The sequence below is a fragment of the Microbacterium sp. Root1433D1 genome (genome assembly GCF_001426835.1).
Taxonomy (GTDB): domain Bacteria; phylum Actinomycetota; class Actinomycetes; order Actinomycetales; family Microbacteriaceae; genus Microbacterium; species Microbacterium maritypicum.
Genome location: NZ_LMFN01000002.1, coordinates 376,394 through 397,049, shown reverse-complemented (window position 1 = coordinate 397,049; position 20,656 = coordinate 376,394). Strand labels below are relative to the sequence as shown.

General features: G+C 67.8%; 18 protein-coding genes and 1 tRNA gene. 12 read left to right on the top strand and 7 right to left on the bottom strand.

Annotation, left to right across the window (positions count from 1 at the left end; genetic code table 11):
* Positions 1 to 35: 35 nt before the first annotated feature.
* Complete coding sequence (locus ASD13_RS07820; RefSeq protein WP_055867848.1) at positions 36 to 884, top strand: aldo/keto reductase; 849 nt, start codon at positions 36 to 38, stop codon at positions 882 to 884.
* Positions 885 to 922: 38 nt separating this feature from the next.
* On the opposite strand, the gene ASD13_RS07815 is transcribed toward ASD13_RS07820, so the two are convergent.
* The 3 genes from ASD13_RS07815 to ASD13_RS07805 all read right to left on the bottom strand — a co-directional run bounded on the left by ASD13_RS07815 (position 923) and on the right by ASD13_RS07805 (position 3,954).
* Complete coding sequence (locus ASD13_RS07815) at positions 923 to 1,876, bottom strand: L-lactate dehydrogenase (protein ID WP_017830455.1); 954 nt, start codon at positions 1,874 to 1,876, stop codon at positions 923 to 925.
* Positions 1,877 to 1,948: 72 nt separating this feature from the next.
* Positions 1,949 to 2,836: a TIGR01777 family oxidoreductase gene (locus tag ASD13_RS07810; protein ID WP_055867845.1), complete on the bottom strand. Its 888-nt coding sequence runs from the start codon at positions 2,834 to 2,836 to the stop codon at positions 1,949 to 1,951.
* A 104-nt stretch (positions 2,837 to 2,940) separates the two neighbouring features.
* Positions 2,941 to 3,954 (bottom strand): alpha/beta hydrolase family protein, encoded by a 1,014-nt coding sequence (locus ASD13_RS07805; RefSeq protein ID WP_082531442.1) that lies wholly within the window; start codon positions 3,952 to 3,954, stop codon positions 2,941 to 2,943.
* Between the two features lie 38 nt (positions 3,955 to 3,992).
* Between ASD13_RS07805 and ASD13_RS07800 the strand changes: the two genes are divergently transcribed.
* Together ASD13_RS07800 and ASD13_RS07795 are read left to right on the top strand one after the other, a co-directional pair.
* Positions 3,993 to 4,583, top strand: a complete 591-nt coding sequence (locus ASD13_RS07800; RefSeq protein ID WP_055867839.1) for a GNAT family N-acetyltransferase — start codon at positions 3,993 to 3,995, stop codon at positions 4,581 to 4,583.
* A complete protein-coding gene (locus tag ASD13_RS07795) occupies positions 4,580 to 5,374 on the top strand; it encodes a PaaX family transcriptional regulator (protein WP_055867836.1) in 795 nt (264 codons plus the stop codon). The genes ASD13_RS07800 and ASD13_RS07795 overlap by 4 nt, the downstream gene beginning before the upstream one ends.
* A gap of 65 nt (positions 5,375 to 5,439) precedes the next feature.
* On the opposite strand, the gene ASD13_RS07790 is transcribed toward ASD13_RS07795, so the two are convergent.
* Positions 5,440 to 5,512 (bottom strand) — tRNA-Val (locus ASD13_RS07790).
* A 153-nt stretch (positions 5,513 to 5,665) separates the two neighbouring features.
* Between ASD13_RS07790 and aceE the strand changes: the two genes are divergently transcribed.
* The 6 genes from aceE (at position 5,666) to ASD13_RS07760 (ending at position 13,282) form a co-directional block, all read left to right on the top strand.
* A complete protein-coding gene (gene aceE, locus ASD13_RS07785) occupies positions 5,666 to 8,392 on the top strand; it encodes a pyruvate dehydrogenase (acetyl-transferring), homodimeric type (protein ID WP_055867833.1) in 2,727 nt (908 codons plus the stop codon).
* 31 nt (positions 8,393 to 8,423) lie between these two features.
* Complete coding sequence (locus tag ASD13_RS07780) at positions 8,424 to 9,620, top strand: PucR family transcriptional regulator (protein WP_055867830.1); 1,197 nt, start codon at positions 8,424 to 8,426, stop codon at positions 9,618 to 9,620.
* 90 nt (positions 9,621 to 9,710) lie between these two features.
* Positions 9,711 to 10,631 (top strand): ACP S-malonyltransferase, encoded by a 921-nt coding sequence (locus tag ASD13_RS07775; RefSeq protein ID WP_055867828.1) that lies wholly within the window; start codon positions 9,711 to 9,713, stop codon positions 10,629 to 10,631.
* Complete coding sequence (locus tag ASD13_RS07770; protein ID WP_055867826.1) at positions 10,628 to 11,629, top strand: beta-ketoacyl-ACP synthase III; 1,002 nt, start codon at positions 10,628 to 10,630, stop codon at positions 11,627 to 11,629. The genes ASD13_RS07775 and ASD13_RS07770 overlap by 4 nt, the downstream gene beginning before the upstream one ends.
* Before the next feature lie 68 nt (positions 11,630 to 11,697).
* A complete protein-coding gene (locus ASD13_RS07765) occupies positions 11,698 to 11,946 on the top strand; it encodes an acyl carrier protein (protein WP_017830435.1) in 249 nt (82 codons plus the stop codon).
* Positions 11,947 to 12,043: 97 nt separating this feature from the next.
* On the top strand, positions 12,044 to 13,282 hold the full coding sequence (locus ASD13_RS07760; protein ID WP_017830434.1) for a beta-ketoacyl-[acyl-carrier-protein] synthase family protein: 1,239 nt from the start codon (positions 12,044 to 12,046) through the stop codon (positions 13,280 to 13,282).
* Positions 13,283 to 13,420: 138 nt separating this feature from the next.
* Here the strand turns inward: ASD13_RS07760 and yczE are convergent, their stop codons facing one another.
* On the bottom strand, positions 13,421 to 14,086 hold the full coding sequence (gene yczE, locus ASD13_RS07755) for a membrane protein YczE (RefSeq protein ID WP_055867823.1): 666 nt from the start codon (positions 14,084 to 14,086) through the stop codon (positions 13,421 to 13,423).
* A 95-nt stretch (positions 14,087 to 14,181) separates the two neighbouring features.
* Between yczE and yczR the strand changes: the two genes are divergently transcribed.
* Positions 14,182 to 15,585: a MocR-like transcription factor YczR gene (yczR, locus tag ASD13_RS07750; RefSeq protein ID WP_055867821.1), complete on the top strand. Its 1,404-nt coding sequence runs from the start codon at positions 14,182 to 14,184 to the stop codon at positions 15,583 to 15,585.
* A gap of 136 nt (positions 15,586 to 15,721) precedes the next feature.
* Here the strand turns inward: yczR and ASD13_RS07745 are convergent, their stop codons facing one another.
* A complete protein-coding gene (locus ASD13_RS07745) occupies positions 15,722 to 16,225 on the bottom strand; it encodes a DUF3145 domain-containing protein (protein WP_017830431.1) in 504 nt (167 codons plus the stop codon).
* Positions 16,226 to 16,406: 181 nt separating this feature from the next.
* Complete coding sequence (locus ASD13_RS07740; protein WP_021200730.1) at positions 16,407 to 17,180, bottom strand: hypothetical protein; 774 nt, start codon at positions 17,178 to 17,180, stop codon at positions 16,407 to 16,409.
* A gap of 176 nt (positions 17,181 to 17,356) precedes the next feature.
* On the opposite strand from ASD13_RS07740, the gene ASD13_RS07735 reads away from it, so the two are divergent.
* On the top strand, positions 17,357 to 19,360 hold the full coding sequence (locus ASD13_RS07735) for a DUF262 domain-containing protein (protein ID WP_055867807.1): 2,004 nt from the start codon (positions 17,357 to 17,359) through the stop codon (positions 19,358 to 19,360).
* Positions 19,357 to 20,610 (top strand): alpha/beta fold hydrolase, encoded by a 1,254-nt coding sequence (locus ASD13_RS07730; protein ID WP_157535605.1) that lies wholly within the window; start codon positions 19,357 to 19,359, stop codon positions 20,608 to 20,610. The genes ASD13_RS07735 and ASD13_RS07730 overlap by 4 nt, the downstream gene beginning before the upstream one ends.
* The last annotated feature ends 46 nt before the right edge of the window (positions 20,611 to 20,656 follow it).

Here is a 20,656-nt window from a genome sequence, read left to right as displayed (position 1 = left end):
GCGTACGCTCGGGGAAAAGGCCAAGAAGGAGCACCGTGACCACTCAGCCCGTCGTCCCCTCGTTCACCGCCCACAACGGGTTCGCCCTTCCGGCCATCGGCCTCGGCACCTACGGACTCCTCGGAGATGCCGGGGCAGACGCAGTCGCCGGAGGCATCGGTGCGGGTTACCGTCTCGTCGACACGGCGTTCAACTACGAGAACGAGGGTTCGGTCGGCCGTGGCGTCGCGGCCGCCGATGTGCCGCGCTCCGAGGTCATCGTCACCACGAAGCTCCCCGGTCGCCATCACCCGTCGGCGAAGGCACGCACCAGTATCGAGGAGAGCCGTTCGCGCCTCGGACTCGATGTGACGGATCTGCACCTGATCCACTGGCCGAATCCCCTCCAGGACGAGTACGTCCAGGCGTGGGCCGCGCTCGTGGACGCCCAGTCCCGCGGCGTGGTCCGACAGATCGGCGTCTCCAACTTCCTTCCGGAGCACCTGGAGCGCCTCGAGCAGGAGACCGGGGTGCGACCCGTCGTCAATCAGATCGAGGTGCATCCGTACTTCCCGCAGGAGGAGCAGCTCGCGTATCACCGGGAACACGGCATCCTCACCGAAGCGTGGAGCCCGTTGGGGCGGGCGAGGGAGCTCTTCGACGAGGCCGTGATCCACGAGATCGCTGCGGCCCGCGAGATCACGACCGCCCAGACCGTGCTGGCCTGGCACGTCGCCCGCGGTACGGTGTCGATCCCGAAGGCGTCGTCGCTCGAGCACCAGGTGGCGAACCTCGCGGCGGCGCAGATCGTTCTCGACGATGCCGAGGTGGCGGCGATCACCGCGCTCGGACGTCCGGACGGACGCCTGTTCGACGCCGACCCGAGGACTCACGAGGAGTCCTGACGCAGACCCGCCTCAGAGACCCTGCGTCACCCGCCTGGTCACGGCCGCAATGATGCGGCGGCTGCCGTGAGCGCGTCAGCGGACTGACGCAGCAGCGCCAGCTCACCCTCCGAGAACGAGGTGTTCCGGATCGGCACGGCACCCTTCGCGCTCACGATCGACGGCACCGAGAGCGCCACACCGTCCAGCCCGTGGAAGTCGCGCAGCACGGTGCTGACGGGCATCACGGCATGCTCGTCGCTCAGGATCGCTTCGACGATGCGTGCACTCGACAGTCCGATCGCGTAGTTGGTCGCCCCTTTGCCGAGGATGACCTTGTACGCGGCGTCGCGCACGTCGACGGCGATCTCCTGCAGTTCGTCGAGGGTGAAGCGAGGGTGGCCGGGCGTCTCCCACTCCAGGATCGGCACGGTGCCGATCGTCGCGCGAGACCAGAGGGGGAACTCGGTGTCGCCGTGCTCTCCGATGATGTGCGCGTGGACGCTGGCGGTGGAGACACCGGCTCGCTGGGCGAGCTTCCACCGCAGCCGCGAGGTGTCGAGCACCGTTCCGGAGGCGAAGATCCGCTCGGGAGGAAGCCCGGTCTCCTCCTGCGCGATGACCGTGAGCACATCGCACGGGTTCGTGACGATCACATAGATCGCGTTCGGGGCGACCTCGAGCAGGTCGGGCATCATGCTGCGGATGATGCCCGCGTTGACCTCGGCGAGCTCGATGCGGGTCTGACCGGGCTTCTGCTTCGCGCCCGCGGTGATCACCACGACGTGCGAGCCGGCGGCGACCGAGATGTCGCTGCCGCCGATGATGTCGCTGGAGCCCGTGAACTGCGTGCCGTGGGCGAGGTCGAGCACCTCCGCCTCGACCTTCTCGGTGGCGATGTCGTACAGCGCGACATGACGGGCGGAACCCCGGATCAGTGCCGCGTAGGCGACACTCGACCCGACGCTTCCTGCGCCGACGACCGTGAGCTTCGAGTTCTCGATGATCTCCATGCGCTCAGTCTCGCAGTGGTGAACCCCGATCAGCGAGCGATCTCGCCGGATCAATGTGTCCCACAGAGAAGGTCACAGAGCGGCGGCGACCGCCTCCGTCGCGGTCGCGTGCGTGAACCGGAACCCCGAGCGCTCCAGCACCAGCGGCCGCACGTCGGCATCGGGAAGCAGCAGCGAATCGGCCGCGTCGCCGAGGGCGAAACGCAACGCCCACGCCGGCGCCGGCACCCAGAACGGCCTGTGCATCCGAGCGGCCAGGGTTCGTCCGATGTCGTTCGCAGACGCGGGTGTCGGTCCCGTGAGGTTGACCGGGCCCGCGATCTTCTTGTCCAGGATGTGGCGGATCGCCCGCACCTCATCGTCGAGCGAGATCCAGGGCCAGATCTGCGTCCCGCGCCCGAGCGGCCCGGAGACGCCGAAACGGGTCAGCTGGATGAGCGGCTTGAGCACTCCGCGCCGGTGGATGACCGGCGCCGTGCGCAGCAGCGCGACCCGGGTGTGATCTTCGGCCTGACGCGCCTCGGCCTCCCAACGCACGGTCAGATCGGCCAAGAAGGTCTGCCCCGCAGTGGAGTCCTCGGTGAGGACCTCGCCGGGCGCAGAGCCGTAGTAGCCGACGGCCGATGCCGAGATGAGGGCCGGAGCGTCGGAGCGCAGTGCACGAAGCGCGGTGGTCAGGGTGCGCGTCGCTCCCAGGCGCGAGTCGATGAGCTCCTGACGGTAGCCACGCGTCCACGGGAGTCGTCCGACGCTGGCACCGCCGAGCGCGACGACCGCATCTGCTCCCGCCAGCACCTCCGGATCGAGCGCGCTCTCCCCCGGCTCCCACTGCGCCTCGTCCTCCGACCGCGGCGGGCGGCGGACGAGGGAGGTGACCTCGATGCCGTCGGCGCGCAGGGATGACGCGAGTGCGGAGCCGATGAGGCCCGATGCCCCGCTGATGACGATTCGTCCTGCCATCGGAAGGCGTCCTCTTCTCGGTCGTCGAGTGGTGCTTCGCTCCAGCGTACGCGCCTCGGATCCCGTGCACGGTCGGACCTGCACGTGTCGCTTCGGTCGTGCCGTCAATCCACGCCGCGCAAGAACGTGGCATACGCATCGACGACGCCAGCGGCGAGAAGCGCTCGGGGCCAGAAGATGCCGACCGAGGCTCCGATGAACTCGTTGTCGTCGACGACGGGTCGCGCAAGGGAGTGAACGGCGTCGAAGTGCTCGACGGTGAGGTTCTCACCGAAAACCCGCTCGTAGACGATCTCCGTCTCACGCATGTCGACGTTGCGATCGCGTTCGCCGGCCATCAGCAGAACAGGGATGTTCGCTTCGGCCGCATCACGCAGATCGAGGGTGGCGTCGGCATCGAAGTTCTGCGCGACGAACATCCAGCGTGCCCTGGTCATCGGCGACTCCTCGGTCGTGACGGCGAGGTAATCCTCGTAGCCCGCGCGGCGCTCCAGGATTCCGCGTATCTCGTCGCTTTCGGCAAGGGCGTGCGACCGCTCTGAATCGGTTGCTCTGTCGTGATCAAGCTCCGCCAGCAGGTTGTATCGACCTTGCGAGAGCCAGTTGATCGCCGTGCCCACCGCGACGACGGCATCGATGTCCTCCCTCTGGGCGACCACTTTCGGAAGCACCCACCCTGCCTGACTGGCGCCCCACAAGACGATGCGGTCGGTCGGGAGCCCGGGCTGCGCGAGAGCCCAATCGACGACCTCGGACACCTCATCAGCACGATCGTCCATGGTCTGAGCCAGCCAATCCCCCGTGGATCCACCCACCCCTGGCTTGTTCCATGACAGCGTCGCGAACCCGGCATCCGCCGCGCCCTCAAACCACGGCGAGTACAGCCCGCCCTGCGTCGCGTCGACGGCAGCGTCCCCATGAACCATGATCACGACGCCACGTGCGCCGACACCGGGCGGCGTCGTGAGAACCCCATCGAGTTCACCGTTGGCGGTCGGGATGCGAACCGCCGTCTGCTCGTACCTGTAGTCGTTGCCCACGACGATCACGCCCACCGCAACCAGTGCCAGCACCGCGGCGGAGCCGACCCACATACGGATGCCGCGATTAACTTTCATTCTTTTCACGTTCGTAGCCTACGTGATAGTTTTGGCCTATGGGTGCTCGAGATATTGCCATCGGATTCGACGATTCGGAACGCATCCGTGTCGGTTCGCTCTACTGGGAGGCCTTCCACCGCAAGCTCCAGCCCGCCTTCGCCGACGAGGAGACAGGTCTTCGAATCGTTCGGGCTTCTCTGCGCGCAGAACGGATGCTCGTCGCTCGCGTGGAGGAGGTCGTGGTCGGGGTGTGCGGGTTCATGGACCAGGGCATCGGGGCTACGCGTCTCTCCTGGGTGGCTCTCAAGTCGGCACTTCCCCTTCAGCAGGCCGTGCGTGCCGCTCTCGCGATGAGCGTGCTCGCTCGGAGCGAGGCAGGTGACCGGCTGGTACTCGACGGCATCTGCGTCGACCGGGCGCATCGCGGAGGCGGGATCGGCACGGCACTCCTCGGCGCGGCCGAACAGCATGCGCGCGAACGTGGACTCCACGCGGTGCGGCTGTCGGTGGTCGACAGCAACCCACGCGCCGAGGCGCTCTATCGCCGTCGTGGATTCACGACGGTCGACGGCGGGTCCCTCGGGCTGCTCGGCTACGTGTACGGGTTCGACCGATATACCGTGATGGAGAAGGAGGTGTCCCGTTGAACACGCAGATCTCGCCCCGGACCATCATCGAGGCGCTCCTCCCTTTCGATGGCGCTGCCAACCTGGGCATCATCTACGACACGGCGAATCGACTGCAGGTCGGCGACCAGCCCGTGCGCCTGGCGCTGCGACGCCTCATCTCGACCGGGGACATCACCCAGCACGGCCGCGGACGCAACGGCACCATCGAACTCACCGAAGCCGGAAGAGCACGCCTCGAACGAGAGCGGATCGGACTCCGCCTCGCGTTCGCCCAGGATGCCGATCAGGCACCGTGGGACGGCTACTGGCATCTCCTCGCACTCAGCGCCCCCGAGAGCGAGCGCGCGGTTCGCGACACATTTCGTCGGGAGATGCACGCGCTGGGCGCCGTGTCGATCTCCACGGGTCTCTACCTCACCCCCCACGCCATCGACGCCGCCCTCGCCCCGGAGCTCGACCCGTACCTGGTCACCGCGAGCGTCACCGCGCTGACCGTCCGGGGGACCGACAGGAACGAAGACATCGCCGAAACACTCTGGCCTGCCCGCGACACCGTCATAGCGTATGAAGCACTGGAGGCGGCCCTCAGCGTCGACATCAGCGACCAGGAACCGGTCGCGCGCCAGCTCATACTCGCGGAATCGCTGGATGCGGCATTGCGGGACGACCCCCTCATCCCCGTCGAACTCCGCCCGACGCCGTGGCCGCCGACCGCTGTTCGCCGCCGCTGGCTCGACCGGTGGCGAGAGGCGACGGCGTCTGCTCCCGACCTTCACGTCTACCAGGGGTGGCTCTCTCGCGACGCCTGAGCACGCACAGTGATCGCGCGGGCGCTCCGCGAGCGAGTATCGCCCGCGGCGAGCGGGGTGTGGTGTGGGCCCTGCCGGGATCGAACCGACGACATCCACGGTGTAAACGTGGCGCTCTACCAGCTGAGCTAAAGGCCCTGGTGTCGCCAGTCTATCGGGAGGCCGATGCGCACCCGTGTCGTAGAAGAGGGATAGGCTGAATCCGGCGCGCGTTGTGCACAGCTGACAAGGCTGCCCGTGTCGCTTCCCGTTTCCTTGGCATGACCTGCCAGCTTGACGAAAGGTTCCCCCGTGACCGTGCACGACCAGGATCCGTACTCCCAGGGCCCCCTCGACAGCGATCCGGAGGAGACCGGCGAGTGGCAGCAGTCCCTCGATGAGCTGGTGGATGCCAAGGGCCACGGCCGCGGCCGCGAGATCATGCTCAGCCTGCTCAAGCGCTCGAAGGAGCTGCACCTGGGCGTGCCGATGGTCCCGACGACGGACTACATCAACACCATCGCCTCGGAGAACGAGCCCGAGTTCCCCGGTGATGAGGAGGTCGAGCGCCGCTACCGCGCCTGGATCCGCTGGAACGCCGCGATCACGGTGCACCGCGCTCAGCGACCCGGCATCGGCGTCGGCGGCCACATCTCGACCTACGCCTCCTCGGCTGCTCTGTACGAGGTGGGCTTCAACCACTTCTTCAAGGGGGCGGACAGCCCCGGTGGTGCAGACCAGATCTTCATCCAGGGTCACGCCTCCCCCGGCACCTATGCCCGGTCGTACCTCGAAGGACGCCTGACCGAGGACCAGCTCGACGGATTCCGCCAGGAGAAGTCGCACGCCCCCTACGGCATCCCGTCCTACCCGCACCCGCGCCTTATGCCGGAGTACTGGCAGTTCCCGACCGTGTCGATGGGCCTCGGCCCGATCAACGCGATCTACCAGGCGATGTCGAACAAGTACCTCGAGAACCGCGGCATCAAGGACACGTCCCAGTCGCGTGTCTGGGCCTTCTTGGGCGACGGCGAGATGGACGAGGTCGAGAGCCGCGGACAGCTGCAGGTCGCCGCCAACGAGGGCCTCGACAACTTGACGTTCGTCGTGAACTGCAACCTGCAGCGTCTCGACGGGCCCGTGCGAGGCAACGGCAAGATCATCCAGGAGCTCGAGTCGTTCTTCCGCGGTGCGGGCTGGAACGTCATCAAGGTCGTCTGGGGTCGCGAGTGGGACGACCTGCTCGCCCGCGACACCGAGGGCGCGCTGCTCAACCTGATGAACGTCACCCCCGACGGCGACTACCAGACGTACAAGGCCGAGTCCGGCGCGTACGTCCGTGAGCACTTCTTCGGCCGCGACGAGCGCGCCGCAGCCCTCGTCAAGGACTACTCCGACGACGACATCTGGAACCTCAAGCGCGGTGGCCACGACTACCGCAAGGTCTACGCCGCGTTCAAGGCAGCGACCGAGCACAAGGGCAAGCCCACCGTCATCCTCGCGAAGACCGTCAAGGGCTACGGCCTCGGTCCGCACTTCGAGGGCCGCAACGCGACCCACCAGATGAAGAAGATGACGCTGGACAACCTCAAGACGTTCCGCGACGCGATGCACATCCCGATCACGGATTCGCAGCTCGAGGAGAACCCGTACCTGCCCCCGTACTACAACCCGGGCCCCCAGGACGAGACGATCCAGTACATGCTCGAGCGTAGAAACGCACTCGGCGGCTTCCTGCCGGAGCGCCGCTCTACCCATGTCGGCCTCTCGCTGCCGGATGACACCGCCTACGCCCTGCCGAAGAAGGGCTCTGGTACGCAGGAGATCGCCACGACCATGGCGTTCGTCCGTCTGCTGAAGGACCTGCTGCGTTCCAAGGACTTCGGTCACCGCATCGTCCCGATCATCCCGGATGAGGCACGTACCTTCGGAATGGACGCCTACTTCCCTTCGGCGAAGATCTACAACCCGAACGGCCAGCACTACACCTCGGTCGACCGCGAACTTCTCCTCGCCTACAAGGAGAGCCCGCAGGGCCAGATCGTCCACGTCGGCATCAACGAGGCGGGCGCCCTCGCGGCGTTCACCGCGGCCGGCACGTCGTACGCCACGCACGGCGAGCCGCTGATCCCGATCTACCTCTTCTACTCGATGTTCGGATTCCAGCGCACGGGCGACGCCCAGTGGGCAGCCGGCGACCAGATGGCCCGCGGCTTCATCATGGGCGCGACGGCAGGGCGCACCACCCTCACGGGTGAGGGTCTGCAGCACGCCGACGGCCACTCGCACCTGCTCGCCGCCACCAACCCGGCGACGGTCTCGTACGACCCGGCGTACGGCTATGAGATCGCGCACATCATGCGCTCCGGTCTCGAGCGCATGTACGGCGGCAACCACGAAGACCCGAACGTCATGTACTACATCACGCTCTACAACGAGCCGATGGTGATGCCGGCTGAGCCGGAGAACGTGGACGTCGACGGCATCGTGCGCGGCATCCACCGCGTCTCGGTCGGCGAGGGCGAAGGCCCCCGTGCCCAGCTCTTCGCCTCGGGCGTCGGACTTCCCTGGGCCCTCGAGGCACAGCAGCTGCTGAAGAACGACTGGGGTGTGATCGCCGATGTCTGGTCGGTCACCTCGTGGACCGAGCTGCGCCGCGACGGCCTCGCCGCCGACGAGCACAACTTCCTGCACCCGGAGGAAGAGCCTCACACCGCGTACCTCACCCAGAAGCTGCAGGGCGCCGAAGGCCCCGTGGTCGCCGTCAGCGACTTCATGCACGCCGTGCAGGACCAGATCCGTCCGTGGGTGCCGAACCGCTTCGCCACTCTCGGCGCCGACGGTTTCGGCTTCTCGGACACCCGTGCCGCTGCCCGTCGCTTCTTCAAGATCGACGGCCCGTCGATCGTGGTGCGCACCCTGCAGTCGCTCGCCGAAGACGGGGTCGTCGACCGCTCGCTCGCCGCGCAGGCCATCCAGAAGTACAGCCTGCACGATGTGAACGCCGGCACCAGCGGCAACGCGGGCGGCGAAAGCTGAGCCCTCGGTGACAGGTTCTCCTCCTTCCGGCATGGACAAGGCCGCGACACTCACCTGGCTGCGCCGGATCTCCGGTGACATCGCCTCGGTGACGATCAAGCGCCTGGAGGACACCCTCCCGTGGTACGCCGACATGCCACCAGCCCGCCGCTCTGCGGTCGGGCTGGTGGCCCAGGCGGGTATCACGTCGTTCATCCAGTGGTACGAGGACCCCACCTCCACTCCGTGGATCGCGGCGGACATCTTCGCGGCGGCTCCTCGCGAGCTGCTGCGAAGCGTGAGCCTCCAGCAGACTCTGCAGCTCATCCGCGTGACCGTCGAGGTCACCGAGGAGCGGGTCGCCGGGCGGGGGAACGATCTGCGCGAGGCGATCCTGCTCTACTCCCGCGACGTCGCCTTCGCGGCGGCCGACGTGTACGCGAGGGCAGCCGAGGCCCGCGGCCTATGGGACGCGCGCCTGGAAGCACTCGTCGTCGACTCGATCCTCACCGGCGAGGCCGATGAAGAGCTGCCGAGCAGGATCGCCGCACTCGGGTGGCACGGTCACGGCGAGGTCGCCGTCCTCGTCGGGACGACACCTCCGCAGTTCGACGTCGACTTGGTCCGCCGCACCGCCAGGAAGCTCGCCGTCGACGTGCTCATCGGTGTGCAGGGCTCCCGCCTCGTCCTGGTGCTCGGCCGCGCCAGGGTCGAGGGTCAGGAGCTCGAAGAGGAAGAGCTCGGCTTCCAGGAGATCGCCTCCCGCCTGGAGCCGTCGTTCGGACCAGGATACGTCGTGCTCGGACCCGAGGTCGCGGCGCTCGTGGACGCGAGCCAGAGCGCCCGTGCCGCCCTCGCAGGATTCGCGGTCGCCCGCGCATGGCGCGGCGCACCCCGTCCGGTCGAGGCTGATGATCTGCTGCCAGAGCGCGCACTCGCCGGAGACCCGTTGGCGAAGCAGACGCTGATCGAGCGCATTTTCCGCCCCTTGCAGGCGCACTCCACCGACTTGGTCACCACCCTCTGGAGCTACCTCGACAACGGGCGCTCCCTGGAGGCCACGGCGCGCGAGCTGTTCGTGCACCCCAACACCGTGCGCTACCGCCTCAAGCGCGTGAGCGAAGTCATCGGCTGGGATGCCACCGGCCCCCGCGAAGCGCTCATCCTGCAGACCGCTCTGATCCTCGGCTCGATCGGTGCGGCGGATCAGGTCCGTCGGCGCGCCCCGCTCCGACGCACCCAGCGCTGAACCCTTCTCTGTACGCCACACACAAGGGTTTTTCGGAATCTTGTGATGGATCATCCACCGCTCTGCCGCAAACGTTGGCAGACTGGGTGGGTGATTGTCGTCGTATGCCCAGGTCAGGGCTCGCAGACCCCCGGATTCCTCGCTCCTTGGCTCGAGCTCGACGGAGTGGCAGAACGCCTCGACGCCTACTCGGACGCCGCGGAGGTCGATCTTCGCGAACACGGCACGGCATCGGACGCCGACACGATCCGGGACACCCGCATCGCTCAGCCGCTGATCGTCGCCGCGTCGCTGATCGCCGGGGATGCCCTCACGCAGCGCGCCGGTCGACGTGCCGACGGCATCGCCGGGCACTCGGTCGGTGAGATCGCCGCACTCGTCGGCAGCCGTGTGATCGATGCCGACACCGGCATGCGCCTGGTGGGCATCCGCGGCCGCGCGATGGCCGATGCGGCAGCGCAGGAGCAGACAGGAATGAGTGCGGTCCTCGGCGGTGACGAGGAAGCCCTTCTCGCGCGCCTCGCCGAACTCGACCTCTCCCCCGCCAACTACAACGGCGGCGGCCAGATCGTGGTCGCAGGCGCCCTCCCCGCTCTCGCGGCACTCGCCGAGGAGCCCCTCAAGGGCACCCGCGTGATCCCTCTGCAGGTCGCCGGCGCGTTCCACACGCGGTACATGGCATCGGCCGTCGCCTCGCTCCGCGATGCGGTATCCGACGTCACGCCCGCCAACCCCGACATCACGCTGTGGACCAACCGCGACGGCTCCGCCGTGGCCGACGGAGCGCAGGCGCTGAGCTTCCTCGTCGATCAGGTGTCGTCCCCGGTGCGTTGGGACCTCTGCATGCAGTCCTTCGCCGACGCGGGCGTCACCGGTGTCATCGAACTCGCTCCGGCCGGCGCCCTGGTCGGCCTCGCCAAGCGCGGCCTCCGCGGTGTACCGACCGTCGCTGTGAAGACCCCTGAAGACCTTGATGCAGCCGTCGCGCTGCTGAACGGAGAAGCCGCATGAGCGTCACGCTCGCCCAGCTCACCGGTCCCGCGTACACGCGCATCTACTCCTACGGCGCCGCCCGTGGCGAGAATGCCGTGCCGAACGAAGACCTGATCGGCCCCATCGACTCCAGCGACGAGTGGATCCGTCAGCGCACCGGCATCGTCACCCGCGCTCGCGCCGACAAGGGCACCGATGCGATCGACCTCGCGACCGCGGCGGCTGCCGAGGCCATCGAGAAGTCGGGCGTCGCGGCGGACCAGGTCGACCTGGTGATCGTCGCGACCATCAGCAACCCCAAGCAGACCCCCTCGGTCTCGGCCATCGTCGCCGACCGTGTCGGGGCGAACCCCGCAGCCGCCTACGACATCAACGCGGCCTGCGCAGGATACGCCTACGCGATCGCCCAGGCCGACGCGCTGATCAAGGCCGGCGCCGCCCGCTACGCACTGGTCATCGGCACGGAGAAGCTGTCCGACGTCGTCGACCCGACCGATCGCAGCATCTCGTTCCTGCTCGGCGACGGTGCAGGCGCAGCCCTGATCGGTCCGAGCGACACGCCGGGCATCGCACCGGCGGTGTGGGGTTCGGATGGCTCGAAGGCCGACGCTGTGGGAATGAACGGCACCCTCACCGACTTCCGCGACGGCGTGGTGCCGTGGCCGACCCTTCGTCAGGAGGGCCCGACGGTCTTCCGCTGGGCCGTCTGGGAGATGGCCAAGGTCGCCCGTGAGGCGCTGGACAAAGCCGGCGTCGAGCCGACCGACATCGCCGCGTTCATTCCCCACCAGGCCAACATGCGCATCATCGACGAGTTCGCCAAGCAGCTCAAGCTGCCGGAGAGCACGGTGATCGCCCGCGACATCGAGACCACGGGCAACACCTCGGCGGCGTCGATCCCGCTGGCCAGCCACCGCCTGATGGCCGAGCACCCCGAGTTGTCGGGCGGTCTCGCACTGCAGATCGGCTTCGGCGCCGGCCTCGTGTTCGCCGCACAGGTCGTCGTCCTTCCCTGAGAATGCGCTGACTTTCCCTAGACTGTTCCACGGTTCCGAAAACAACCCGCAAGAAAGAGGAAGACCACATGGCTTTCACCAACGATGAGGTCCTCGCTGGCCTCGCAGAGCTCATCACCGACGAGACCGGCATCAACGCTTCCGAGGTCGCCCTCGAGAAGTCGTTCACGGACGACCTCGACATCGACTCCATCTCGATGATGACGATCGTCGTCAACGCCGAGGAGAAGTTCGGCGTCACCATCCCCGACGACGAGGTCAAGAACCTGAAGACCGTCGGCGACGCCGTCAGCTTCATCGTCGCGGGCCAGGAGTAATCCCGGCAGGATGCCACCCCCGCACCTCGCGGGGAGTGGCATCCTCCGACCTGCCCTCCCACCCGTTCGACTTCGTTTCGACAAGGAACCACACCCCATGACCAAGCGCATCGTCGTCACCGGCATCGGCGCCACCTCCGCCATCGGCGGAACGGCCCCGGAGAACTGGACGAACCTGCTGGCCGGCATGTCCGGCACCCGCACGCTCGAGCACGACTGGGTACAGCAGTACGAGCTGCCCGTCACCTTCGCCGCCGAGGCGATCGTCCGCCCGGAAGAGGTTCTCCCCCGCCACGAGGCCAAGCGTCTCGACCCCTCGTCGCAGTTCGCGTTGATCGCGGCGCGCGAGGCGTGGGCGGATGCCGGTTCCCCCGAAGTCGCCCCCGAGCGACTCGGTGTCGACTTCGCCACCGGCATCGGTGGACTCTGGACGCTCCTGGACGCCTGGGACACCCTCCGCGAGAAGGGCCCGCGACGGGTGATGCCGCTCACCGTCCCGATGCTCATGCCGAACGCCGCTGCAGGAAACCTGTCACTGCAGTTCCACGCCCGCGCCTACGCGCAGACCGTCGTCAGCGCGTGCGCCTCCAGCACCGAGTCGATCATCCATGCCTTCCACCACCTTCAGGACGGTCTCGCCGACGTCGTGATCGCCGGTGGCACGGAGTCCGCGATCCACCCGATCACGATGGCATCGTTCGCCTCCGCGCAGGCGCTCTCGCGTCGGAACGACGACCCGGCCCACGCGTCCCGACCGGGCGCGATCGACCGTGACGGATTCGTCATGGGCGAGGGGGCCGCAGCCCTGATCCTCGAGACCGAGGAGCACGCGAAGGCTCGCGGCGCCAAGATCTACGGCTATGTGCTCGGCGGAGGCGTCACCGCCGATGCCTACCACATCACCGGCAACGACCCCGAGGGCAACGGTGCCGCACGTGCGGTGACGCAGGCGCTCGAAGAGGCCGGCATCACCGCCGACCAGGTCACCCACATCAACGCGCACGCGACGTCGACCCCGGTCGGCGACCCCAACGAGTACGTCGCGCTCAAGAAGGTCTTCGGAGACCGGATCGACGAGATCCCCGTCTCGGCGACGAAGGCATCGACCGGGCACCTGCTCGGAGGCACCGGCGCACTCGAGGCGATCTTCGCGCTCCTCGCCCTGCGCGACCGTGTCGCACCGCCCACGATCAACATGACCGAGCCCGATCCCGCTGTCCCGTTCCGTCTTTCGGGCGACGCCACGCCGCTCGGCGAGGGTCCGCAGTTCGCGATCAGCAACTCGTTCGGATTCGGCGGTCACAACGCCGTGCTCGTGGTCGCCAGCGCCGACTGACACTCCATAACGATGAGCGGCCCTCGGGATTCCGAGGGCCGCTTTTCTCATCTGCATGAGGATCACACGGATGCCTGAGCATCCGCCGGTACTCAGTCATGCACGTGTGCGCAGGTCATGCAGGTGCGCGGTGATCCATCAGGCGGAGCGGAGGCTCCCGAGCTTCTGCGAACGTGCTTCCCTCATCCGCGTGATGCGCGGCAGGAACCAGCCGATCAGCGGCCCGACGCCGAAGGCGAAGAGCACGGTTCCCACGCCGACGGGTCCACCGAGCAGGAAGCCGATCAGCAGCACGCCGCCTTCGATCAGTGTCCGCACCAGCCACACCGCCCAGCCGGTACGTCGGACGAGGCCCGTCATCAATCCATCGCGAGGTCCGGGACCGAAGTCTGCGGCAATGTACAGACCGGTCGCGAAGGACAGCAGCAGGAGTCCGAAGACGAACATGGGGGCGCCGATCCACACCGAAGCGGGCTGCGGGATCAGAGCGAGCGCGAGGTCGGCGCTGGGCCCGACGAGGAGCGCGTTCAAGACGGTGCCGAGCCCCACCCGCTGACGCAGCGGGATCCACAGCAGCAGCACGACGATGGACACGACGACGGTCATCACGCCGTATCGGAGGCCGGTCTGCTCGGCGAGACCGAGCGCCAGCACGTCCCACGGCGCGACGCCGATGCCGCCGCGCACCATGAAGCCGAGGGCCACGCCGTAGAGGAAGAGACCCACGAGCAGCTGTACGAGCCGCTCGACGAGGTCACGCCGACTGGTGGCGGTCACGGGGAGCACGACGGAGCGCAGGAGCATGCTTCCACTCTGGCCCCTGGGCCACGTCCGTCAGCGAATCCACTCAGCGCAAAGTGGCCTGCACTCGTCAGGCCACTTTGCGGCATGCTAGACGCATGGGATCACGACTCGTCGAACAGCTCGGGGCGCACAACGTGGCGGGCTCCGCAGCGACGACGCTCGCCGACCGGATCAGGGCGCTGATCCTCGACGGCCGGCTCACGGTCGGCGAACGTCTGCCGAGCGAGCGCGCTCTCGCGGTGGAGCTTCGCCGTTCCCGCTCCACGATCACCCGCACCTACGGGCTTCTCAAGGCCGACGGGTACGTCTCCCGTCTGCACGGAGGCAGCACGCGCGTCACCCTGCCGAACGGACACGCCGCGCCCGGCACGGATGCCGACGACGACGCCATCGATCTGTCCATCGCATCGATGGACTCCACACCGGGACTGTATGACGCGACGGTCCGATCCCTCCCCCGTCTTGCGGCCTTGCGCGGCACCAGCGGATACTCCCTCCGTGGCCTTCCGGAGCTCCGAGAGGCCGTAGCGCAGCGGTACCGCGATCGCGGAGCACCGACCTCGGCCGACGAGATCATCATCACCTCCGGGGCGCTCAACGCGGTGAACCTGATCCTCGCGGCGATCGGACGGCGCGGCGAGAGGGCCCTGGTCGAGCAGCCCACGTTCCCGCACGCGCTCGAGGCGCTGCACCGGCATGGATACCGTCTGCTTCCGACCCCCGTCGACGTCGACGGATGGGACACGCGCCATCTGAACGAGACTCTGCTCGGCTCCCGCCCCCATGTCGCCTACCTCATTCCCGACTTCCACAACCCGACCGGCGCCACGCTGCCTGACGAGGAGCGCTCACGCATCGTCACGACGGCGCGCAACGTGGGCACTCAGCTCATCGTCGATGAGACGACCACCGAGCTCGATATCGACCGCGGCTGGTCGCCGGCTCCGATGGCCGCGAGCGGACCCAATGTGATCACGGTCGGATCGATGTCGAAGATCGCGTGGGGCGGGATGCGCATCGGTTGGATCCGTGCGGAGCGCACGGTCATCGCTCGACTGCTCGCCGTTCGTCCATCCTTCGAGCTGGGCACCGCCCTGCTCGAGCAGTGCATCGCCGTCGAGCTTCTCGCCGACATGCCTGCGCTCACCTCGCACGTCGGTCAGCGTCTGCACGACGGTCGCGCAGCGGTGGAGGCCGGCGTGGCGGGCATCCCCGGCTTCCGGATGCCACCGACACCAGGAGGGCTGTCCGCATGGCTCGACATCGGTGCGCCGCTGTCCACCTCGCTGTCCCTCGCTGCTCGCGAGCGGCAGCTGATCCTGCCTCCCGGACCGCGCTTCACGACGGGCGGCGTGCTCGAACGTCGACTGCGCATCCCCATCACCCTGCCGCCCGAGCGCACGGCTGAGGCCATGCGTCGCCTTTCGTTGGCCTGGGAGGACGTGCGCGGCGCCAGCACGTCCCCGCACGCAGAGCTGCAGCACGCCGCGGTGATCTGACCGACGACGAGGACCCCACCTCGTCTCCGGGGCGGGGTCCTCGTCGTGCGGAGCGGGGAAACGTCTTCTCAGCGTCCGGGATGACTCACCGGCATCCGATACTCACGCCTCCCCCGTTCCGGTCTGTGGGGTCGGCCTAGCCGACCTTGTGGAGCCAGACGACTCTGGCGTCGTCGCTGGCATGGCGGAAGGGCTCGAGTTCCTCGTCCCACGCGGAGCCGAGGGCGATGTCGAGCTCGCGCTGCAGCTCGACCGCGCTGCCCGCAGCGATCTCCATCGCATAGCGGATGCGGTCTTCACCGATCACGATGTTGCCGGCGGCATCGGTCTGCGCGTAGTGGATACCCAGATCGGGAGTGTGCAGCCAGCGGCCGCCGTCGCTGCGGGGCGTGGGATCCTCGGTCACCTCGAAGCGGAGGTGCTCCCACCCGCGGATCGACGTCGCGAGAGCGGCACCGGTGCCGACGGGGCCGTCCCAGTAGAACTCCGCACGTCGGGCGCCGTCGAGGACGGGCTGCTCGGTCCAGTCGAAGTTCACCGCACGCCCGATAGCGCGACCCACCGCCCATTCGAGGTGCGGGCAGAGCGCGCGAGGCGCAGAGTGGATGAACACCACTCCGCGTGCGTAAGCCGTCGCCATGATCTCTCCGTTTCATCAGGTGCGTCTTCCCCAACGACCTGAACCACGAAGTGGCGAGAATATGCGGTTGTGGGCCCATTCTCGCCGAGATCTGCGGAAACCACAAGCATGTCATTCGACGACGAAGGCCCCGGTCATGACGACCGGGGCCTTCGGACCGCGAACGGTCGAGTCGGTGAGGTCAGGCCTCGCTCATGGCCTGCTTGACCTGCTGGCCCTTGGCGGCGTAGTACGCCGCGCGGGCAGCGTCCTTGCGCGCCTGCTCGGCGTAGCCGAACTCGAGCGTCTCCTGGTCGACCTCGTAGTTGGGCACGTCGTCGGTGCCGTGGTACTTCTCGATGTAGGCGTCGAGCTCGGGGCCCGAGGTCCACGACGTGATGAGGCAGTAGCGCGGCTCGGTGCCGTTGTGCGTGGCGGCGTGCCACAGGCGCTGGGTGTCGACGATGAGCTGAGCGCCGGCGGGGAGCGCGATGCGGTACTCGATGCTCGGGTCGGTGCGGTTCTCGCGCAGGACGAAGTAGCTGTCCTTGTCATCGGTGAGGTTGAAGAAGCCGCGGACCACCCAGCCGGTGCCGTCCGGGTTCAGACGGTTGTTGTCGTCCTGGTGGAGGTTGTAGAGGCAGTCTCCGTACGGGGTCGGCTGCAGCTCGATCACGCGGCAACGGCCGACGTTGGCGCCCGGCTCCTGCGCGCGACGCGTCAGGTTCGGGGCCTTCTCGGTCTGCGAGTCGATCCAGACGCCGTCCTTGTCGGTGCGCGGCGGCTTGTGGTTCCAGAACCCGTTGCACTCGATGTCGCCGAAGGCACTGGCGAGCGGCGCGAAGCGGGTGTCACCCGACGACTTCCAGTCGTTGTACTCGATGTCGAGCCATTCCTTGGGGTCGAGCTCCTGGTTGTAGCTGTCGAGGACGACGAATCCCTTTTCCTCGAGGGCAGCGGACTTGATGTAACCCATGATCGAGTCATGTTCCTTTCATCGGGGGCCAGCACGTTTTAACAGGCTCTGATAAGGCAAGCCTAACAGCGTCACCCGCGAGCCCTTCGGAGGTCCGCCGTGCATAACCGAATAGACTGATCGGGGCGCCCGGCGAGTCCTCGGCACCCGTCGCTACGGGAGGACGAGACACCAGCATGAGCACCGCGACCAACGTCGAGGCGACAGCAGTCAACACGATCGAGTGGCTCGCGGCGGGCACCACCACCATCGTCGTCCCCGTGTATCAGCGGCAGTATCGGTGGGACATCGGGGGATGCGAACGCCTCCTGTCCGACATCCGCGCGGTCGCCCGTGAAGACGACGCCCACCGTCACTTCATCGGTTCGATCCTGTCCGCCGAAGACGGCGCCTCAGCCGAGTCGGACCTGATCCTCATCGACGGGCAGCAGCGCATCACCACGCTCATGCTCCTGGTGGCGGCTCTGCATCACGCGGTCCGCGACACCGACCAGGCTCTGGCCGCGGCGCTCGAACGCGTGCTGGTGCGCTCCGATGCCCCCGGCCGCACGAAGCTGCGCCCGCACGACGCCTGGGCAGACCTGTACGAATCCGTGGTGCTCGACCGACGCGACGATGCCGACCGCGAATCGCGCTTCGACGACAACTACGCCTTCTTCCGCAGCCAGATCCACGTGGACGAGGTTCCGCTCATCTGGCGCGGGCTGCAGAAGCTCGAGCACGTGTCGATCACCCTCGGCGCGCAGGCGAACGCCCAGCAGATCTTCGAGAGCCTGAACTCGACGGGTGAGCCGTTGCGCGACCACGAGCTCATCCACAACTACATCCTCATGGGGCTGAGCCACGCTGAGCAGGTCGATGTCGAATCCCGCTTCTGGGTGCCCATCGAGCGGCACACCGGCGAGGCGATCGGCGCCTTCTGGAGGCACTACCTCGTGCTCATCACCGGACGTGAGGTCGCGGCGAACGGCGAGCACGGCGTGTACAGCGCGTTCCGGCAGTCGTTCCCCCGCGTCGATCTCTCCCACCTGCAGGCGGATGCGTCCGAGTGGCGGCACCACGCCGAGATCTACGGCATCCTGCTCGATCCGTCGCGGGAGCAGGACCCCGAGATCGCGCAGCAGCTGCGCCACGTCAACACGTTCGGCCGCTCCTCGTATCCGCTCGTGATGAGCGTCTACAGCGATCACGCGCGGGGCGTCATCGACCGCTCCGAGCTCATCGAGACATTGGAGTGGCTGCAGACCCTCTACCTTCGACGCGCACTGGTGAATCTGCCGACCGAGAGACTGGTCGCGAGGCTCTGCCGCGCGCGGCGCGACGGCCGGGACGCACTCGCACGTGCGTTCGCGCGCATCACCCCGTCCGACGAACGTGTGAGCGCCGTCCTGAAGTACAGCGAACTCCCCCACCCGGCCTACGTCCTCGGCAGGCTGGAGGGGGTCGACGACCTCGAGTCCTTCGACGTCGAGCACATCGTGCCTGTCGTGCCGGGTGACACGTGGTCCGGCGATGGCGAACGGCCCTGGATCGAGTACACCGAGGACGAGCAGAACAGCCACCGCGCCCTCGCCCCGACCCTCGGCAACCTGACCCTGCTCGAACAGCCCCTCACCGAGCGGGTGTTCGGCGCCTCGTTCCCCGTCAAGCGCACGGACGCCTACGCCCGCAGTTCCGTACCCGCCACGCGCGACCTCGCCGACGTCGACGCGTGGAACACGGCCGCGATCACTCGGCGCACGATCGCACTCACCGCCGACCTGATCCGCATCTGGGCGCGTCCCGCACTCCCGGAGATCGACGACGACGGCCTGACGCCGATCCTCGATGCCGTCCGCCGTCGCGGATGGCCGACGGGCTGGGAGCGGGAGTTCGACTACGTCGAGTACCGCGGTGAGCGCTGGGAGGTGCCCGACGTGAAGTACCTGTTCAACCGGGTCTTCCGTCGCGCCTGGACGGACACGAGGACCGCCGCGCTCGCGTACTGCGCCGCACACGGGGGCCCGATCTACCAGGACATGGCCTGGAAGGGCCAGTGGGACGCGCTCGACGAGGGCCATTTCCTCTACATGGGCTGGGATTCCAACTACATGATGACCGCTGTGCAGGGTGTGCTCGAGGAGTCGGGCATCGCCTCGGAGGTCTTCGTCAAGTACTCCTATATCGGAAATGTGATGTGAACATGAGCACCGTCATCCGCACGCTGCAGGATCTCACCGTCGAAGAGCACACGCTCACCGTCCCCCTGGTGTGGGGCGATCCCGCCGACCACCGCACGATCGACATCTTCGCGCGCGTCGTCGCCCGCGAAGGCGGAGAGTCCCTCCCCTACCTCGTCTTCCTGCAGGGCGGGCCGGGGCACGAGGCACCGCGCCCGTTCCACTCCTCGACGTCGCCGGCCTGGCTCGATGAAGCACTCGCCCACTACCGCCTGGTCCTTCTCGACCAGCGCGGGACCGGGCTCTCCACCCCGGTCGGGGATCACGACCTCGCGCGCGGCGCGGAGGCCGTGGCCGAGCACCTCACGCACCTCCGCGCCGACGCGATCGTGCGCGACTGCGAGGCGATGCGGGAGCACCTGGGCGCCACCACGTGGAGCGTGCTCGGGCAGTCGTTCGGCGGCTTCACGACCCTGGCCTACCTCTCCACCGACGCCGCCGCTCTCGAAGACGTCTTCATCACGGGTGGTCTCAGCGCCGTCGGACGCCACCCCGACGATGTCTACGCGCTCTGCTACGACAAGATGCGCGACGCGTCCGAGCGCTACTACCGCCGATTCCCGGAGCACCGCGACGCCATGCGGCGACTCGTCGATCTTGCGGATGCCGGCGGCATCGTCCTTCCCGACGGCGAGGTGGTCTCCCGCTCGCGCCTGCGGTCGGTGGGGTCGGCGCTGGGCACCAACGACGGGTGGCAGACCCTGTGGTCGATCCTGGAGCGCGATCCGTCCTCCAACGCCTTCCGGTACGACCTGATGCACGCGATGCCCTACGACGGCCGCAACCCGCTGTACTTCGCGTTCCACGAATCGAGCTACGCCGACGGCCATGCCACCCGGTGGTCGGCCGAGCGGACGGAGCCGACAGACTTCCGCGACGACCCGACGCTGTTCACCGGCGAGCACATCCGCCGCGAGTGGACCGAGACGGTGCCCGCGTTCCAGCCGTGGCGCGATGTCGCCCTCCACCTCGCCGAGTTCGAGTGGCCGAGCATCTACGATGCCGCCGCCATCTCGGCGTCGGGTGCGACCGGTGCGGCCGCGGTCTACATCAACGACGTCTACGTGCCCTACGAGTTCTCTCTCGAGACCGCGAAGCTGCTCCCGGGCGTGCAGCTCTGGCAGACGAGTGAGCACGAGCACAACGGCCTGCGCAGCGGACCGGTGCTGTCCCACCTGATCGACCTCGCCCACGGCCGCCGCGTGCGCTGAGCTTCTCCTCCTCGAGGAGGATGCCGTCGTCCCACCCGACGCCTAG

Excerpts from the sequence above, each read along its gene's own strand:
- ASD13_RS07815 (WP_017830455.1), bottom strand. The coding sequence starts at position 1,876 with ATGGAGATCATCGAGAACTCGAAGCTCACGGTCGTCGGCGCAGGAAGC.
- ASD13_RS07810 (WP_055867845.1), bottom strand. The coding sequence starts at position 2,836 with ATGGCAGGACGAATCGTCATCAGCGGGGCATCGGGCCTCATCGGCTCC.
- ASD13_RS07805 (WP_082531442.1), bottom strand. The coding sequence starts at position 3,954 with ATGAAAGTTAATCGCGGCATCCGTATGTGGGTCGGCTCCGCCGCGGTG.
- ASD13_RS07800 (WP_055867839.1), top strand. The coding sequence starts at position 3,993 with ATGGGTGCTCGAGATATTGCCATCGGATTCGACGATTCGGAACGCATC.
- ASD13_RS07780 (WP_055867830.1), top strand. The coding sequence starts at position 8,424 with ATGGACAAGGCCGCGACACTCACCTGGCTGCGCCGGATCTCCGGTGAC.
- ASD13_RS07770 (WP_055867826.1), top strand. The coding sequence starts at position 10,628 with ATGAGCGTCACGCTCGCCCAGCTCACCGGTCCCGCGTACACGCGCATC.
- ASD13_RS07765 (WP_017830435.1), top strand. The coding sequence starts at position 11,698 with ATGGCTTTCACCAACGATGAGGTCCTCGCTGGCCTCGCAGAGCTCATC.
- ASD13_RS07760 (WP_017830434.1), top strand. The coding sequence starts at position 12,044 with ATGACCAAGCGCATCGTCGTCACCGGCATCGGCGCCACCTCCGCCATC.
- yczE (WP_055867823.1), bottom strand. The coding sequence starts at position 14,086 with ATGCTCCTGCGCTCCGTCGTGCTCCCCGTGACCGCCACCAGTCGGCGT.
- yczR (WP_055867821.1), top strand. The coding sequence starts at position 14,182 with ATGGGATCACGACTCGTCGAACAGCTCGGGGCGCACAACGTGGCGGGC.
- ASD13_RS07745 (WP_017830431.1), bottom strand. The coding sequence starts at position 16,225 with ATGGCGACGGCTTACGCACGCGGAGTGGTGTTCATCCACTCTGCGCCT.
- ASD13_RS07740 (WP_021200730.1), bottom strand. The coding sequence starts at position 17,180 with ATGGGTTACATCAAGTCCGCTGCCCTCGAGGAAAAGGGATTCGTCGTC.
- ASD13_RS07735 (WP_055867807.1), top strand. The coding sequence starts at position 17,357 with ATGAGCACCGCGACCAACGTCGAGGCGACAGCAGTCAACACGATCGAG.